15 protein-coding genes are annotated in these 17,069 nt (G+C 55.2%); 8 read left to right on the forward strand and 7 right to left on the reverse strand.

The window, feature by feature from the left end; all coding sequences use genetic code 11:
* Positions 1-49: 49 nt before the first annotated feature.
* Positions 50-1,204 carry a galactose ABC transporter substrate-binding protein gene (locus BN4275_RS04765; RefSeq protein WP_066454662.1) on the reverse strand — a complete coding sequence of 385 codons (1,155 nt, stop codon included), beginning with the start codon at positions 1,202-1,204 and terminating at the stop codon, positions 50-52.
* A 371-nt stretch (positions 1,205-1,575) separates the two neighbouring features.
* Here BN4275_RS04765 and BN4275_RS04770 point away from each other — a divergent pair, with 371 nt between their 5' ends.
* The 6 genes from BN4275_RS04770 to BN4275_RS04795 all read left to right on the forward strand — a co-directional run bounded on the left by BN4275_RS04770 (position 1,576) and on the right by BN4275_RS04795 (position 9,192).
* Positions 1,576-3,045, forward strand: a complete 1,470-nt coding sequence (locus BN4275_RS04770; RefSeq protein ID WP_066454663.1) for an extracellular solute-binding protein — start codon at positions 1,576-1,578, stop codon at positions 3,043-3,045.
* Positions 3,046-3,124: 79 nt separating this feature from the next.
* The gene (locus BN4275_RS04775; RefSeq protein ID WP_161940180.1) at positions 3,125-6,115 is read left to right on the forward strand and encodes an EAL domain-containing protein; all 2,991 of its coding nucleotides are present in this window, start codon (positions 3,125-3,127) and stop codon (positions 6,113-6,115) included.
* Between the two features lie 169 nt (positions 6,116-6,284).
* On the forward strand, positions 6,285-6,701 hold the full coding sequence (locus BN4275_RS04780; protein ID WP_066454669.1) for a Fur family transcriptional regulator: 417 nt from the start codon (positions 6,285-6,287) through the stop codon (positions 6,699-6,701).
* A gap of 10 nt (positions 6,702-6,711) precedes the next feature.
* Positions 6,712-7,671: a metal ABC transporter substrate-binding protein gene (locus tag BN4275_RS04785; RefSeq protein WP_066454674.1), complete on the forward strand. Its 960-nt coding sequence runs from the start codon at positions 6,712-6,714 to the stop codon at positions 7,669-7,671.
* Entirely contained in the window at positions 7,668-8,375 is a 708-nt protein-coding gene (locus BN4275_RS04790) for a metal ABC transporter ATP-binding protein (RefSeq protein WP_066454678.1), read from the forward strand. The genes BN4275_RS04785 and BN4275_RS04790 overlap by 4 nt, the downstream gene beginning before the upstream one ends.
* On the forward strand, positions 8,368-9,192 hold the full coding sequence (locus BN4275_RS04795) for a metal ABC transporter permease (RefSeq protein WP_066454680.1): 825 nt from the start codon (positions 8,368-8,370) through the stop codon (positions 9,190-9,192). The genes BN4275_RS04790 and BN4275_RS04795 overlap by 8 nt, the downstream gene beginning before the upstream one ends.
* Positions 9,193-9,331: 139 nt before the next feature.
* Here the strand turns inward: BN4275_RS04795 and BN4275_RS04800 are convergent, their stop codons facing one another.
* Entirely contained in the window at positions 9,332-9,511 is a 180-nt protein-coding gene (locus tag BN4275_RS04800) for a hypothetical protein (protein WP_066454683.1), read from the reverse strand.
* A 316-nt stretch (positions 9,512-9,827) separates the two neighbouring features.
* On the opposite strand from BN4275_RS04800, the gene BN4275_RS04805 reads away from it, so the two are divergent.
* On the forward strand, positions 9,828-11,273 hold the full coding sequence (locus BN4275_RS04805) for an SH3 domain-containing protein (protein ID WP_066454685.1): 1,446 nt from the start codon (positions 9,828-9,830) through the stop codon (positions 11,271-11,273).
* 57 nt (positions 11,274-11,330) lie between these two features.
* Entirely contained in the window at positions 11,331-11,720 is a 390-nt protein-coding gene (locus tag BN4275_RS04810) for a hypothetical protein (RefSeq protein ID WP_066454687.1), read from the forward strand.
* 39 nt (positions 11,721-11,759) lie between these two features.
* Here the strand turns inward: BN4275_RS04810 and BN4275_RS04815 are convergent, their stop codons facing one another.
* The 5 genes from BN4275_RS04815 to BN4275_RS04835 all read right to left on the reverse strand — a co-directional run bounded on the left by BN4275_RS04815 (position 11,760) and on the right by BN4275_RS04835 (position 16,988).
* A complete protein-coding gene (locus BN4275_RS04815; RefSeq protein WP_161940181.1) occupies positions 11,760-13,667 on the reverse strand; it encodes a sensor histidine kinase in 1,908 nt (635 codons plus the stop codon).
* Between the two features lie 59 nt (positions 13,668-13,726).
* Positions 13,727-14,416, reverse strand: a complete 690-nt coding sequence (locus BN4275_RS04820) for a response regulator transcription factor (protein ID WP_066454693.1) — start codon at positions 14,414-14,416, stop codon at positions 13,727-13,729.
* 212 nt (positions 14,417-14,628) lie between these two features.
* The gene (eno, locus tag BN4275_RS04825; RefSeq protein WP_154018826.1) at positions 14,629-15,915 is read right to left on the reverse strand and encodes a phosphopyruvate hydratase; all 1,287 of its coding nucleotides are present in this window, start codon (positions 15,913-15,915) and stop codon (positions 14,629-14,631) included.
* A gap of 16 nt (positions 15,916-15,931) precedes the next feature.
* On the reverse strand, positions 15,932-16,420 hold the full coding sequence (locus BN4275_RS04830; protein ID WP_066454699.1) for an NADH-quinone oxidoreductase subunit NuoE family protein: 489 nt from the start codon (positions 16,418-16,420) through the stop codon (positions 15,932-15,934).
* Between the two features lie 388 nt (positions 16,421-16,808).
* Positions 16,809-16,988 carry a hypothetical protein gene (locus BN4275_RS04835; protein WP_066454701.1) on the reverse strand — a complete coding sequence of 60 codons (180 nt, stop codon included), beginning with the start codon at positions 16,986-16,988 and terminating at the stop codon, positions 16,809-16,811.
* Between the last annotated feature and the right edge of the window lie 81 nt (positions 16,989-17,069).

A 17,069-nucleotide genomic window follows, 5' to 3' on the forward strand; every position in this document is an offset into this window, starting at 1 on the left:
GCTTTCGCGTTCCCCGCCCTTGGTTACCGCTTAAAAATGTTTTTTTGGATTACATGAAGTCCTTGTAGTTTTCGGTGGTGACCTTAACGTACGGGACCCAGATGTATTTGCCGCCCGCGACCACGTTGCCGTCCGCATCGGAGACATCGTAACCAACGGTATCTTTGCTGATCTCGAGGCCCTGCGCAGCCGCAACAGCCACATTGATGGTCGCCTTGCCCTGGTTCTGTGCGTCGTTGAGAACGGTGCCGAGCAGCTCGCCTTTGCTCATGGATTCCAGAGCCGGGGCGGTCGCGTCAACGCCAACGACCGGAATGAACTTCGCGGGATCGCCGGTGTTGTAGCCTTCGGCTTTCAACGCTTCGATCGCGCCGAGCGCCATGTCGTCGTTGTTCGCGAGGACCGCTTCGATTTTGTCGATGCCAGCGGAAGCGATGAACGCTTTCATTTTGTCGGTCGCCTGAACTTTATCCCAGTTCGCGGTATCGGTGCCGAGATCCTCGACTTCGTAACCGGCGGCCTGAATCGCCTCGATGGAATATTTGGAACGCAGGGTTGCATCCTGATGGCCCTGTTCGCCCTGGAGCATGATATACTGGATTTTACCGTCGCCATTTTTGTCGGCGTCCGGGTTGGCCTTGAAGTAGTCGACGATGATCTCGCCGGACATGGTGCCGGATTCCTCGGCGCGTGCGCCGACGTACCAGGCTTTGTCATACTTGTTCATATCGTCCTCTGAGGGCTGGCGGTTGAGGAAGACGATCGGCAGGTTTTCCGCCATCGCCTTGTCAACCAGCGGGCCGGCAGCGGTCAGATCAACCGGGTTTACTGCCAGGGCGTTGACGCCTTTGGTGATGTAGGTATCGACCTGGTCATTCTGAGTCGGCTGTTTGTTCTGGGAGTCCACAATCTCGAGGGTTGCGCCCAGAGCTTTCGCGGTATCATCCATGCTGCCGCGCACGCCGGTCATGAAGGTGTCGTCGAATTTGTAGATGCAGGCGCCGATGGTGATGCCGGACCCATCGAGGGTTGCCGGTGCGGCGGCTTCGGAAGAGGCGGCCTCAGACGAAGCAGCTTCGGACGAAGCGGGAGCAGCGGACGAAGCAGGTGCGGCAGAAGATGCCGGAGCAGTGCTGTTGCCACCGCAAGCAGCCAGCGTGGCAACCATCAGGGTCGCAACGATAAGCGCCAGAGATTTTTTCATCGGTAAATTCCTCCTAAATTTTTCTTTTCATTTTTTTCTGTGGGACCGGTTCTCCCAAACTCATTCGGCCCACTGTCATCATTATAGGCAGGAACACATCCGGAATCTATAAAATATTCTTTTGAAATTCATAAAATATCTTTGCACTTAATCCATTTTAGACGATGATGGTTCTTAATATTTGTGCAATTTACATATTGATGGTGAAATATACCTGAAAACGGGCTGCAACAAACGTTTCTTTTTATAGAAAAAAATAACCGGACTTGGGAAAAGGCAAAATCGAAGTCATCCGTTGCTATTTGCATCTTAAGGAAGTATAATAGAAGAAATTATGCAGCGAAATACCGTAAGGTTTGGAGAGAAATGAAATGATGCGAAGCGGTTTTGGAAAATTACTGGCGGCTCTTTTGGCAACGGCGGTTCTGACAGCTGGCTGCTCGGGCGCTCCGGCTGCGCAACAGCAGCAGGAACTCAATCCGGACGATCCGGTGTCGGTCGAAATCTGGCACTATTATAATGGCCCGCAGAAAATGGCTTTTGACGAACTGGTCACCGAGTTCAACGAAACGGTCGGCCAGGAGAAGGGGATCGTTGTGGAGGCATTCAGCCAAGGCAATGTCAACGATCTGTTCCGCAAGGTGCACGAAGCGGCCGACAAAAAGGTTGGAGCGGGAGAAGTTCCGGATGTCTTTGCCGCCTACAGCGACACGGTATACGACCTTGACCAGGCGGGGTTGGTTGCCGCGCTGGACGACTACATCACGCCGGAGGAGCTCTCTGAGTATGTGGAGGGGTACATAGCGGAAGGCCGTTTCGACGCGTCCGGTTCGCTGAAAATCTTCCCAACCGCCAAGTCCACCGAAATTATGATGATCAATAAAACCGACTGGGATAAATTCGCTGCCGAAACCGGGGCCGATCTCGATTCCCTTGCGACAATCGAAGGTGTGGTGGCCGCCGCGCAAAGCTACTACAACTGGACCGATGGCCTCACTCCGGAGATTGAAAACGACGGCAGAGCATTTTTCGGCCGGGATGCGATGGCCAATTATATGGTGATCGGATATTATCAGACCGCCGGTCATCCGCTTTTTGAAACCAGGGACGGCGCTGTCGTTTTTGAGCCGGATGAAGCTGCTTTCCGACGCTTGTGGGACAACTATTACGTTCCCTATATCAACGGCTGGTTCGGCGCTTATGGGCGCTTTCGCTCGGACGACGCTAAAACCGGAGATATTATTGCCCTAGTGGGTTCCACTTCCGGTTCGCTCTACTTCCCGGATACCGTGACCCTTTCCGATACGGAATCCTACCCGATCGAAGCGGTCGTGATGCCCGCCCCGATTTTTGACGGCGCAAAGCCCAGCGCGGTACAGCAGGGCGCCGGGATGGCCGTGATCAAGTCCGATCCGCAGACCGAGCTGGCCGCGGTCACCTTCCTAAAATGGTTTACCGAGGAGGAGCGCAATATCCGCTTCTCGGTCAGCTCCGGATATCTCCCTGTCAAAAAAGCGGCGAACAATATGGAAAAGATTCTGATGGCGCACAGTGAAGGGGATGCGTTCACCCCAACCCTTGAAAAGACCTTTGCTGTCGCAATTGAAGAGGTGCATACCCATGAAATGTATGCCGAACGTGCGTTCCGCGGTTCGGCTGCCGCGCGGGATGTATTGGAAACCTGCCTGCAGAAACAGGCGGATGCTGACCGGCAGCGGGTGCTGGACAGAATTGCCGGGGGAGTGTCCCATGAGGACGCCGTGGCCGAGTTTACCACCGACGCGCAATTCACAGACTGGTATGAGCAGATGGTGAGCGCCGTCCGGGAGGCAATCGCGTAAGACATGCCTCGATTGGGGAAACAAGTCTCCGGGGTGGATGGATGATATGGAAAAAGCGCACAAACGGATGAATTCCATTATGAATAAAATTCTGCTTCCGATGGCGATTGCGATGATCGTTCAGGCGGGGCTTTTTTCCGGTAATATTTTATGGGGCGGCACCATCGAAAAACTGAACAATAATGCGTTTGACATCCTGAACGAACAGGTGATCAACCGGAAAAATTACCTGGAAAACGAAATGGTGCAGCGTTGGTCAAATGTGGGACAGACGGCGGATGCCATCCGCGGAACGATTTCCGAGTTCATTGCGGGAGAACGCAGAAGTGGGGATTACCATGGGATGGACTCCGCGCTGGAAAGCAAGATCCTGCTGGGCGCGTCGGATCAGCTGATCGGCCTGATGCGGCAGAATTCCGTGACCGGCGCATTCCTGATTCTCGAAGGGAAAAAGGACCAATACGACGCGCTGGGGAAGCTGCAGAAAACCGCGCTTTATATTCGTGACATGGACCCAACCACCTACCTCGCGGACAATTCAGACCTGCTCATAGAATATGCGCCGCCAAGCGTTACAAAAGCACTGGGCATTTCGCTTGATTCCAAATGGCAGGCGCACATGCAGTTTGACCCGCAGGACAAGAAGCATTGGGACTTTTACCATAAGCCGTTTGAGGCTGCGATGAAGCACCCGGATATTGGGGAGGAGGACCTGGGCTATTGGTGCGGGCCTTTCCGGCTGGATGAAACCGGGCTCGGAGTGATCACCTATTCGATCCCGCTGCGCAGCGGAACCGGGGGAATTTACGGCGTGATAGGAGTGGAGATCACCCTTGATTATCTGCGTTCGCTGATTCCTTACCAGGAGATCAACGCGGATAAAAAGGGAATGTATCTGCTCGGTTTGGATGACAGCCAGGATATGAATTTTGATGTGGTTCTCTCGACGGGGCCGGCTTTTACCCATCTGTTCGGCGGAGAGCCTTCAGTCGGTTTCTCCAGGACGCCGGTTTATGGCAACAGCTACGAGCTGCTGCCCACCGAACGGACTGACCAGCCGGTCTACGGATGCGTACAGTACCTCACCCTTTATAACAGCAACACGCCGTTTGAATATGAACGCTGGGCGCTTATCGGGATCCTTGAGCGCAAACAGCTGCTCGGCTTTTCGGATGGGGTAGCGCGGTCGGTCTGGGGCACTTGGGGTATTTCGCTCCTGATTGGGCTGCTTGCCGCGTGGTTTGCCAGTCTGTTGCTTGCGCGGCCGGTCATCCGGATGGTGCGGCAGGTGCGGGAAAGCGATCCGCTGAAGCCGCTCCAGCTCGAAAAGATCAATATTTATGAAGTCGACGAGCTCGCCGGCGCGATCGAATCGCTCAGCGATCGTGTCGTGCAGGCGGCAAACCGTCTTTCTCAAATTATTGATATAGCCGGCGTCCCGATCGGAGCGTTTGAGTATCTGCCGGATACTGGACGGGTTTACTGTACGGAGCGTTTCTTCGTGCTGCTCGATATCCGGGCGGAGCTTGCGCAGGATGGCACGATCGATTCTGTAGAATTCCAGAACCTGATAGCCGCAATGGGGGACCGGGTGGAGGAACGCCGGGATGGCGGACAAACGAGGATTCTGCGGCTTTATAATGAGGTGAAAGGGACGCATTGGGTGCGCCTGAAGGTCGTTGAGGAAAACGGAAAAGCCATGGGCGTTGTGAGCGACATCACCCAGGAGGTGCTCGAACGGCGCAAGATTGAACGGGAACGCGACTATGACCTGTTGACCAACCTGCTCAATCGCCGCGCTTTTACCACCGAGCTGTCCAAGCACTTTGAAAATCCGCAGGAACTGGGGATCGGCGCGCTGATCATGCTCGACCTGGATAACCTCAAATTCATCAACGACAGTTATGGGCACGATTACGGTGACGAATACATCCGCTGTATGGCCAATGCCCTCAAACGCCACACCCCATACCATGCGCTGGTTTCGCGCATGTCGGGCGACGAATTCTATGTGTTCCTGTATGGATACCATTCCCGTGAAGAAGTCCGCGGAGTGATCGCGGGGATTCATAACGGCATTCAGTCCACCGAGTTCCCGCTGCCTGACAATGAAGTATTCAGGGTGCGCGCGTCCGCAGGGATTGCCTGGTATCCGGACGATTCCGGTTCGTACGAGATGCTGATCAAATATGCGGACTTCGCCATGTATAAGGTCAAGAACACCACCAAGGGCGAATTCAACGAGTTTGACATGGAAAGCTACAACCGCGATTCCTATCTGCTGCACAACAAGGAGGAGCTCAACCGCCTGATTGACGGAGAGCTGGTGACCTATCATTTCCAACCGATTGTCGACGCGAGAAACGGTGAGATTTTTGGTTACGAGGCGCTGATGCGGTCGACTCTGCCGACCATCAAATCCCCATTGGAAATTCTGGCGCTTGCAAAAAGCCAATCGAAGCTTTACAGTATCGAACGGCTCACATGGCGCAAAAGCCTGGAATGCTTCAGCAAGCTTACCTGCGTCGACCCGAAAACCTGTCTGTTTATCAACTCGATCGCGAACCAGATCCTCAACGAGACGGATATCAAAACGGTGCAGGACAAATACGCGCCGATGCTGCCGCGTGTGGTCGTGGAGTTCACCGAAGAGGAGAAATCCGGAGAGGATTGCACCCGCTGCAAACGGGAGATGGCCCGGCGCTGGTATGCCAAGATCGCGCTGGATGATTTTGGAACCGGCTATAACAGTGATGTGGCGCTGCTTTCGATCAGCCCGGATTTTGTAAAAATCGATATCTCGATCGTGCGCAACATTGACAGTGACGTAAACCGTCAGAATATCCTGCAAAACCTCATCTCCTATTCCAAAGCGCGCGGGATCAAGGTGATTGCGGAAGGGGTCGAGACCCATGCCGAGATGGAGACGCTGGTGCGCAGCGGCGTGGATTACCTGCAGGGATTTTATGTGGCGATGCCGCAGCCGATCCCGCGCAGGATCGATCCGCAGGTGAAAAAGGAAATCTTGGAAGCGGCGCGGGAAGCTGTTTCCGACGCCGGAAAAGCATAATTTTTCCTATGCGGCAGCCCCTTCAGCGGGCCCACAAAGCTTGTGGGCCCGTTTTCATTTGGGGAAAATGTATATTCCACGCGGGAAAAGTGCAGAATCCGCTTGACAAAGTGAGAAACTGCGCGTAAAATTTGAAATTGAAATTCAAATTCAAATTGGAGGGAGCGCTATGGAAGGCTCAGGCGGATACCGGACACGGCAGCGGGAATTGATAGAACAGTTTTTGGTAGCCAATCGTGAACGGCATTTGAGCGTCGACGAGGTGGTGGATTACCTGCGTGGACAGGGTTCACCGGTCGGGCGCTCCACCGTCTACCGCTGCCTCGACCGGCTGGTCGTGCAGGGCGCGGTGCGCAGGTACTTTTTGGAAGAAGGCGCGGGGGCCTGCTACCAGTATGCCGGGAAAGGCACAGCCTGCCGGGAACATTTCCATCTCAAATGCATCGGATGCGGCAGGCTCATCCATGTTGAGTGCGACTATCTCGACGAGGTCGCGCGGCATGTTCTGGAGCATCATCATTTCACCATTGATAACACAAAGACGGTGCTTTATGGGTTCTGTGAGTCCTGCGCACAAAAAGCTTAAGAGGTAGATCATGCAGTTCTTGAAAAAAATTTGCGCAGCGCTGCTTTCGGCCGCGCTGGCGGCATCCGCCGCCGGATGCGCGGCTCCGGAAGAACCGGCGGCCGGACGGCTGAGGATCGTGACAACCCTGTTTCCGCAGTACGATTTTGCCCGGCAGCTTGCCGGGGAACGGGCGGAAGTCACATTGCTGCTTCCCCCTGGCGTGGAGAGTCATTCTTATGAACCGACGCCGGCTGATATCATCAAAATCGCAAACGCGGACCTGTTCGTATACACCGGGCAGTATATGGAACCGTGGGCGCAGAATATTTTGGACGGTGTGGAGATGGGCGGCGATGTGCTCGATATTTCCACGGGCATCGTGCTCGACCCGGAGGACCATGACCACGCGGGCGAAACCGAGACGGAGCATGCCGCCCACGCGGATCATGGGCACGGCGGATATGATCCGCACATCTGGACCGACCCGGTGAACGCGCGGCAGATGGTGCAAAACCTCGCGGATGCGCTCTGCGCGGCGGACCCGGAAGGCGAAGCCTTTTACCGCGGGAACGAACGGGACTATCTTGAAGCTCTTGCAGCGCTCGACCGGGAATTTTCCGAAATTGTTTCTCATGGAAAACGCAGGGAGATCGTCTTTGGCGGGCGGTTCGCGCTGCATTATTTTGCCGAGCGGTATGGGCTTGACTACACGGCGGCGTTCGATTCCTGTTCTCATGAGACTGAACCGAGCGCGCAGGTACTGGCGCGGATCATTGACACGATTGGAAGGGAGCGGATTCCGGTCATTTACTACGAGGAACTGACCGACCCGAAAGTGGCGCGGGCCATTTCCGAGGAAACAGGCGCAAAGATGCTGCTTCTGCATTCCTGCCACAATGTGTCGCGGGATGAACTGCGGGAAGGCGCTACTTATCTGTCGCTGATGCGGCAGAATGCCGAAAACCTGAAGGAGGGACTCAACGGATGACGCTCATCTCCTGTAAAAACGTCAGCATGCGCTATGAAAACCAGTTGGCGGTCGAAAATGTCAGTTTTGATATCGAGGAAGGCGACTACGTCTGTATTGTTGGTGAAAACGGGTCCGGAAAAAGCACCCTGCTCAAAGGGCTGCTCGGCCTGATGCAGCCCAGTGCCGGAACGATCACCTTTGGCGGCGGGCTTACCCGCGATCGGATCGGCTATCTGCCGCAGCAGACGGTCGTCCAGCGGGACTTTCCGGCTTCGGTCCGGGAGGTTGTGCTGTCCGGATGCCTCAACCGGCGGGGTCTGCGCCCGTTTTATTCCGAGAAGGAACGCAGAATTGCGGCGCAGAACATCGAGCGGCTTGGGATCGGCGGCCTTAGCCGAAAATCTTACCGCGACCTTTCGGGCGGCCAGCAGCAGCGGGTGCTTTTGGCACGGGCGCTTTGCGCGACCGAGAAGCTGCTGCTGCTTGACGAGCCGGTCACCGGGCTCGACCCGGTTGTGACGGCGGATATGTACACGCTGCTGCGCGCCCTCAACCAGGATGGCGTGACGGTTATCATGGTTTCGCATGACATCAACTGTTCGGTCCATAATGCGGGCAAGATCCTGCACATGGATACGACAGTCCGGTTCTACGGATCGTCCGCGGAGTATCTGAAGAGCGACATCTGCCGCCGTTTTCTGGGAGGTGACTGCCATGATTGAGCTGGTCCGCGGACTTTTTTCGTATGGTTTTCTTACCCGCGCGGTCATCGTGGGCACACTGGTCGCGCTTTGTGCGGCGCTGCTGGGGGTGAGCTTAGTCCTCAAGCGCTATTCGATGATTGGGGATGGGCTTTCGCATGTGGGCTTTGGCGCGCTGTCGGTTGCGATGGCGTTGAATGTCGCACCACTGGCCGTTTCCACGCCGGTGGTGATCCTTGCGGCATTCCTGCTTCTGCGCCTCAGCGAACAGAGTAAAATCAAGGGCGACGCGGCCATCGGGCTTATCGCTTCGAGCGCGCTGGCAATCGGCGTGATTGTCACCTCGCTCACCTCCGGAATGAATGCCGATGTAAACGGCTATCTGTTCGGCAGCATCCTTGCGATGAGCAAAGGGGATGTGTTCCTGTCGCTGGTGCTTTCGGCATTTGTGCTGGTGCTGTTCGTACTCTTTTATAATAAGATTTTTGCGGTGACCTTTGACGAGGCGTTCGCGCAGGCCACCGGCACCAACGCGAGGATCTACAATATGCTGATCGCCTTGCTGACCGCTGTGACCATCGTGGTTGGTATGCGGATTATGGGCGCGATGCTCATATCAAGCCTCATCATTTTTCCCGCGCTCACCGCCATGCGTGTCTGCCGCAGTTTTAAAGGCGTGGTAGTCACCGCGGCCGCTGTTTCGGTAATCTGCTTTTTTGGCGGGATGCTTGGGTCGTTTGCTTTTTCCACACCCGCTGGCGCGACCATCGTGGTTGCGAACATTGTGATGTTCCTACTGTTTACGCTGGCAGGCGTCCTGAAAAACCGGATGTTTTAAATGCGGGCCTATCCCCCGCCGGGAATCTTCCGGCGGGGGTTTTGGCTGCTTTTCCTCACGGCCGGCTGATGGCCAGAAAAAAGGGACCCGCACGGCGGCGGGCCCCATGAAAAGGATATGAAGAGGAAAAGCTTGGGATTTACGCGGCCCGGTGAGCCGGAAGTTTTTCAGAAGAACCCGGCAGGTTCGGTCCCGTGGTGTGCTGGAGAAAATAGCTTCGATAGATCTTGTGGATCAGCTTGGCGCCGTTCAAAACAAGCGCAGTCAGGATGACAACCGAAATGGCCATGCAGATTCTGTATAATACATAAGTTCCCATAATGATAACTCCTTTTGTTTTTTAATTGGTGTTGGTATCTTTTCTTTGTGGCTTTAGAATATCATATGGTTCGTTAATGTGCACTTAGAAACGAAGCGTTATTTGTTAAAATAGTATAAAAATCCTCTGCAATCATCCCGGATATCATTCCGGAGGGCACAGTTTCCGGTGTATCAGGAGTGGCTTTTCGTTTGGACGGATTCTCAATATTTGCTCATTTTCCAAGAAAAGGAATGTTTGTTGGGAGGGATAACTGCAAAAAGAAAACATATATGTTATTATTAAAATAACTATACAGAAAAAGAGGAGGTACCGGATGAAACGACAGGCACTTTTGATGGCCGCCCTGCTGCTGATAGGCGGATGTTCTCCCGGAAATTCTGACGTTCAGCCGTCCGAGCCGGCGGAATCCGCCGGCAGTTCCCAGCAGGCGGCTGTTTCTCCTTCCGAGCCGAGCCAGACTCCTGGCGTGCAGGGCGAAAAGACTTTTGCGGATGCCTATCTGGAAATGAATGATCCTGCGTTCTGGATTGCAAGGATACCGAATCCGGATGAAGTCCTGCTTACCCCGCAGGAAATTGCGGAATTCAATCGGATGATCCCGCAGACGCCGGACACAGCCTGCGCCAATCTGGAAAAATATCCCGAAACCCTGACGCGGGACGAACTGCTCGCCAGGATCCGGGCGTATGAAATCCCAAAGGAGCCGCGCTATATCGGCTCCCGGCAGCTTGGCCCGGAATATTACGCGGCCCTTATGCAAAACCGGAACGAAATCGCGGTGCAGGAGCAGAATGCCGTGCGTTGGGGCGTGGTTACCGGGGAGGCGCAGCTTCGAACTTGGCCTACCTATGACGTTTCCTATGACCTGCAGGATGACGTGAACTTTGACCTCAACTGCGAGACTGTGCTGAAAACCGGCGAACGCGTGGCGGTGCTGCATGTTTCCACCGATGAGGAATGGCTGCTGGTCCAGGCTTACAATTATCTCGGATGGGTTGCCGCTTTGGAGATCGCTTTCACCGGCCGGGACGACTGGCTTTCGTTTGGAAATCCCCAAAACTGGCTGGTAGTTACTGGAAATCGGGTTTTGCTTGATTACAGCCTGGAAAATCCGGCGGTATCGCGCAGGGAATTGACAATGGGGACCCGTCTGCCGCTTATTGCAAAAAAGCCTGCCGAAATCGACGGCTTTTCCACAGTGACCAGCCACGTGGTGCAGTTTCCGGTGCGCGGGCCGGACGGCGGGCTCATCCTCACGCCGGTGCGCGTCCCATATAATCTGGATGTTTCGGTTGGTTTTTTGCCATATACCCAGCGCAATCTGGTGGAGCTCTGCTTTAAGCTGCTTGGGGAGCGCTATGGCTGGAGCAACCTTTGGAATGCCCGCGACTGCTCCGGATATGTGCTGGATGTCTATCGCTGTTTTGGAATCGATCTGCCCCGAAATGCAAACAATCAGGCGGCGGTAGAGGGCAGGCGCATCCCCGCCGCTGAGCTGTCGGATGCGGAAAAGACCGCGGAAATCCTCAGTATGCCCGCGGGCGCTCTGCTGGAGATGCGCGGCCACATTGTGATGTATCTCGGTGCTTACGAAGGGGAACCGTATGTCATTCATCAGCCGTTCAATTTTGTCCCGCCGGAAGGCGGGGAATCGGTTCCGGCTGGGTGTGTACTGGTGAGCAGCCTGCGGATCAAGCGCGGGAATGGGGAAAGCTTCCTGAAAAGTATCCGTACCATCAATGCTCTGGTGCGGCCGTAAAGTTGGAGCCAACACCGCGCAGGACCAAGAAAACAATTTTGGTTGGGAGGAAACCCGATGCACCGCATTCGGCCGGTAGCTTTTTTCATGGCTGTCTTTGCAGTCCTGCAGGTGATGGGGACGGCATTTCCGATGTACGCGCAGGATATTGTCATCGCGGCCGCGGCAGGTGGAGCCGGGCCGTCTGTTTCGGATCTGCGTGCGTCCGATGAGCCGCGATCCGTTGATCCGGAACAGGCCCGCTCCGTGCCTGCGGATTCCATGCCGGATGAAACGGAAGCGGTGCAAACCGGAGCGCAAGCGCCGGGTTTGTCCAGGGAAGAGCAGGCTAGGGACACTGTGGGTGGGACGGCGGTTCTCCTGCTGCTGATCTGCGGCGTGGCTGTTGCGGTCAACTGTCCGGCACTGCGTGCCGGCCTGAAAAAGCTGTGGACAGGACACAAATAAACGAAAAGCCGGCGTGCTCTAAGCACGCCGGCTTTTTTGTCACCGGTCAGGTTCCAGAGGAAAACAGATTGAGAATGTAGTGCCTTTGCCTTCTGTGGAGGTTACGGAAATGTCCCCGCCATGTTCGAGCGCAATCGACTTTGCAATGAAAAGTCCAAGCCCGCGGCCGCCGCCTTCCGGCCGGGTGCTGTAAAACCGCTTGAACAGGTTCGGGAGGGCCGATTCAGGAATACCTGGGCCGGTATCCGAAATCTTGATAACCGCCGTTGTCCGGCTGCCTTCCAGTGAAAGGGAAATGGAATCGCCTTCGCCGACAAAGCTGACGGCATTGTAGACCAGATTTTCCAGCAGCCGGCAGAGCCGGTCGCGGTCGCCACGGATAAAATATTGCCGGACCGGCAGGTGCAGCAGAAAATCCGCTCCAGTTACCTCCACATCGGGCCTGTTCAGCCGATGATAATCGGCAAGCAGCTCATTCAAGCATATCGGGCGCATTTCGAGCGGCGCTTCATCTTCCGCGGTGAATCGCTGGAGATCCCCAATCCGTGTATTCATATCTTCAAATTTGATGCTGATCGCATCGAGGCTGCTTCGAATTTTGCCGTCGACCGGCGCGCCACTGAGCTCGATCATCCGTATATAATTGCGCACCGAGGTGATTGGTATTTTCAGATCATGCGTGACGTCAGAGAGAAACTGCTTGCGTTCGGCAAGCAGGGTGGAAAGCCCTTGGGTTTTGTGAGCGACCTCCTCCTGAAGATGGCTGGTCAGCCGTTCATTTTCTAGGAAAATTTGCCGGTTCCGGCGCACCATCAGTATACCGAAGATCAGGACCAGTACAAATCCGCCGTATTCGCGCGGCCAGGCAAACTGTGCCGGCTCATAGATGCCGGCGCTCAGAGCCGCGCAGAAAAGGGTAGTTCCGAAAAAGACGCTGCCGGTCAGCATGAGAAGCCGCCCGGTACATTCCGCCCGGAATGCGCATATCACCAGATAGGCGGCAGCGGTCAGCTCGTAAAAAGTGATGAGCGCATCATAGAATGGAAGGAATCCTGGGAGATGCGGCAGCACCCATAACGGCGCGACTGCACTCATAAGCAGGAAGCCGCCGCAGACCGGCAGAACCAACGTCCTGTAGAATTTTTTCTGGCAGACATCCGACAGGATCGATACAAAACAGACCGCGCAAAAGATCATGGCCGAAGCTGCGGCGTCCTCGAGCGCGTAACGCATCCGGACGACAGGGACGCGTGCCAGCTGCAGAAAGGGATATGAAACGGTCAGCGTATACGCGAAGCTGAGCGCTCCCAGCCAAAAGGTGGGCTGGTCATGGCGGAAGAGGACCCACACCGCGGTAGAAAAGAGCGAAACCGCCAGCAAACCGAAACAGAGCATGGCATAGAAGGCCAGCCGGATAGCGGCCATTCTGGTAACCACATCCGGTGAGCCGAGCATCGGGATAAAAAAAAGCCCGCCATGGTAATGGGTGTAGTTGGCAACCTGTACAACCAGTTCGGTGTCTCCATCCGCCGGGAATGTAACGGTCAAATCTCTTGCCAACGGACGGTAAGGTGAAAAAGAGCCGGATTGTGCAGCCAGCTTGCGGTCAACATAAACCTTGGCGGCGCAGAAAACCTCCGGCAGATAAACGGTCATGGTTTGTGCGTCTCCAATGTTTCGCAGTGTGATCCGGTAGGTCGCCGTGCCGTAGGGGAACCCGGTCAGAAAGGAAAAATCCGAATACTGCCCGATGGAAACCGTCCGGACATCCTGTTTTATAAAGTCTTCGGGCAGGATGATCCCGGCGCAGACCTCCCAGCCGTCAATCAAAAAGGCGGGCTGTTCACTCAGTTGGCCCGCGCAGTAGGGGAATACGCCGTTTTCCCCCTGTGGACCGGATTCGGAATATTTGTTGTCGAGCTGAAAAACGCAAAAAAAGAACAGCAAAGCTGCTAGAAGCGCTCCAACCAATGCCGCCCGGGAAAAAAGATGCTCCCGGCGACAAATCATGGTTCCTCCTTGGGCGGGGTAAACGCATAGCCTTTGCCGCGCACCGTGCGGATATACTCATATTCCGGGCAGAGTATGGAAATGTTCTGTCGGATTTTGGACATGTAGACATGCAGGCTGTGCAGGCTGCTGTTGATTGGTGCGCGCCATACCCGGTCATAGATCTGCTCATATGAGAATACCTGGCCGGGATGTTTGGCCAAAAAGGCCAGAATGTCGAACTCTAATGAGGTGAGTCTTGCCTGCTGATCGCCACAGAAAGCGATCCGGCGGCCGATATCAATCGTAAGCCCGGGAAACTGCATCACCTGCTTGTCCTCCACGCCGAGCCTGCGCTGGATGCGGATACGGCAGCGCAATTCAAGTTCCTCAAGATCGTACGGCTTGCAGATATAGTCGTCCCCACCGACAGAAAGCCCGCGTACGCGGCTTTGCTGCTGCGTATAGGCGGAGAGGAAAATGATCGGCAGATCGCTGATTTCCCGGATGCGGTCGCAAAGTTCAAACCCGTCCAGATCAGGCAGATCGACGTCCAGCACAATACAGTCGAGCTGCGCGGTCCGGGTGATCGCAAAGGCGTCGCGCGCGTTTGCCGCGCAGCAGACATCGTACCCCTTGGAATTAAAGTATTTCCGGTTGACCTCCAGAATGGAAGGATCATCGTCCACCATCAGAACCCGGTACATTATGACTCCCCTTTTTCGTATGTTAAACCGGGGCTGAAACGCCCGGCGCAGATCGCATCACACGAAGCTATTATGGTCCGTATTACACAAAACCATTATATCATAAAGAAAAGGAGCCGGGAAAGTTTGGATGGAGTGGAATCCTCAAGCATCCCTCAAATTTGGGGTCCTGACAAAAAGCGGGCCGGATTTACCGGCCCGCCAGCGAGAGCTTATCCAAATTTGAAACAGGCCCGGCCCGGATAGACAGCCGATTGGGAAAGGCGCTCCTCAATGCGCAGCAGACGGTTATATTTCGCGGCTCGCTCGCTGCGGCAGGGAGCGCCGGTCTTGATCTGGCCCGCGTTTACCGCGACTGCGAGATCCGCGATGGTGGTGTCCTCGGTTTCACCGGAACGATGGGAAACGATCGCAGCATAGCCTGCTTCGTGCGCGATGCGGATCGTTTCCAGCGTTTCGGAAAGGGAGCCGATCTGGTTGAGTTTAATCAGGATGGCATTTGCGCAGCCGTTGCGGATGCCGTGGGAGAGGCGTGCGGCATTGGTGACAAAAAGGTCGTCCCCAACCAGCTGGACCCGGCTGCCAATCTGCTTGGTCAGCTCCTTCCAGCCTGCCCAGTCTTCCTCCCCGAGCGGATCCTCCAGCGAAACAATGGGGTATCGTTCGGTAAGCTGGGCCCAGTATTGGATCAGTTCGCCGGTTGTAAAAGCGCGTTTGCTCTTTGGCTGGCAGTAGCCGCCCTCCACCGCCCATTCGCTGGCGGCAGCGTCGATTGCGAGCAGGATATCCTCCCCCGGCCGGTAACCGGCCTGCCCGATTGCCTGCAGGATAAAATCGAGCGCGGCTTCGTTGCCCGCAAGGTCGGGGGCGAATCCACCTTCGTCCCCAACAGCGGTGGAAAGCCCCTTTTCCTTCAAAAGCCGCGCCAGCGTGTGATAAATTTCCGCACACCAGCGCAGACCCTCGGAGAAGGATTTGGCGCCGGCCGGCATGATCATGAATTCCTGGATATCGACGTTGTTGGAAGCGTGTGCGCCGCCGTTTAAAATATTCATCATCGGAACCGGAAGTGTGACAGCATCTTCACCGCCAAGAAAGCGGAAAAGCGGCGCGGGCTGCGATGCGGCGGCTGCTTTTGCTGCGGCAAGGCTCACCGCGAGGATCGCGTTCGCGCCGAGGCTGTGTTTGTTTTCAGTGCCGTCGAGTTCAAGCATCGCCTCGTCAACCGCCACAAAATCCGCAGCGTCCATCCCGGCTGCCGCGGATGCGATACGGGTGTTTACATTCTCTACTGCGCGAAGGACGCCGCGTCCCAGATAGGCGCTCTTGTCGTTGTCGCGCAGCTCGAGCGCTTCAAATTTTCCGGTCGAAGCTCCGCTCGGTACGGCCGCCATCCCGCGGGAACCGTCCTCCAGCGTCACTTCCGCTTCAACGGTTGGATTGCCGCGGCTGTCGATGATCTGCCGGGCATGCACTTTACTGATTTTACTCATTTGGATACCTCCTGTGGGATTGTCAGGTGTTCCGGTCCGGCTGCCTGTCCCGCAGTTTTGCGATCAGATAAGCCGCCTGATCCGGGGAGAAACTGGTATAGATGGTGTGGCCGCACCGGACGTTCGGAGCGCTGCCGCACTTTTTGAAACAATTCTGCGTTTCCAGGCTGATGAGGCCATCCGATGTGGCTTGTCCGGCGCGGATATGCAGGATTGTTTCAAAGGCGCGCAGGATTTCACGGGAACCCTTGGCCGCGCAGCGCGGCCCGGTACAGACAGTGATGGCGTATTTGGAGGGCGCGCTTTTGAATCCGGGAATTCGCTTTATAAGCGCCGTGATTACAGCAGGGGAGACCTGCATTGCCCGGGCAGCCTGCGCATGGAGCGAATCCGGAATATAGCCTTCCGCGTCCTGGATTTCACGAAGCAGCGTCACGATGAGCTCCTGCCCGCCGGTGTCGCGTATTTTTGCGTAGCGCTCCAAAATTTCCTGCAGCTTTTCCTGTTCCACCGTTTCACCGCCTGACGTTTTGATTCTTTCCGGATTTATTGTGGCCGCTTTCCGGCCCGTTATCCCGGCGTAGGCTTTTTTTAGGAATCCCGATAAAAAGAAAGAGCGCGGCAGATGCCGCACTCTGTTTAAAAGGAGGGATAAGAAATAAAGAAGGATAATGAAAAAGAGAAGAAAAGATGAAAAAGAAAAAATATAGAAACCTCCAGAGGAGGATAGCTGTTTGTCCCGCCGCTGGCCAATCCGGTATTCCGACCATCAGTCAGGGCGGCTTTCTAAGATGTTTAAAGTATAAAGGAAAGATATGACACAGATTTAATGGTTATCAAAACATTCTGAGAAGAATGTGTGAAGAAACTTTAAAGGCAAAGCGAACCCGTCGTTTTGCTTACGGTGTAAAATGTTCAGCCAGCTGGCGCATCTGTTCGCTCGTGAGGCCAACCACACTGTTTGGATAGGTCTGCGAATGCCCGAACCGCGCGGAAAGCAGCTTGATGTCCGCGGGCGAAAGCGTGTATTGCTGCCGGGGCTGGTTTGCCCCTTCCTGCATGGATTTTTCGGAACCCATATTCATCACCTCGGTTTTAGCATTTGCAGATGAAGGAAAATGATCAAAGGGAATTTTTGCAAAAATAGCGGGTCTGTGTTA

It is taken from the genome of Anaerotruncus rubiinfantis, assembly GCF_900078395.1.
Classification (GTDB): Bacteria; Bacillota; Clostridia; order Oscillospirales; family Ruminococcaceae; genus Anaerotruncus; species Anaerotruncus rubiinfantis.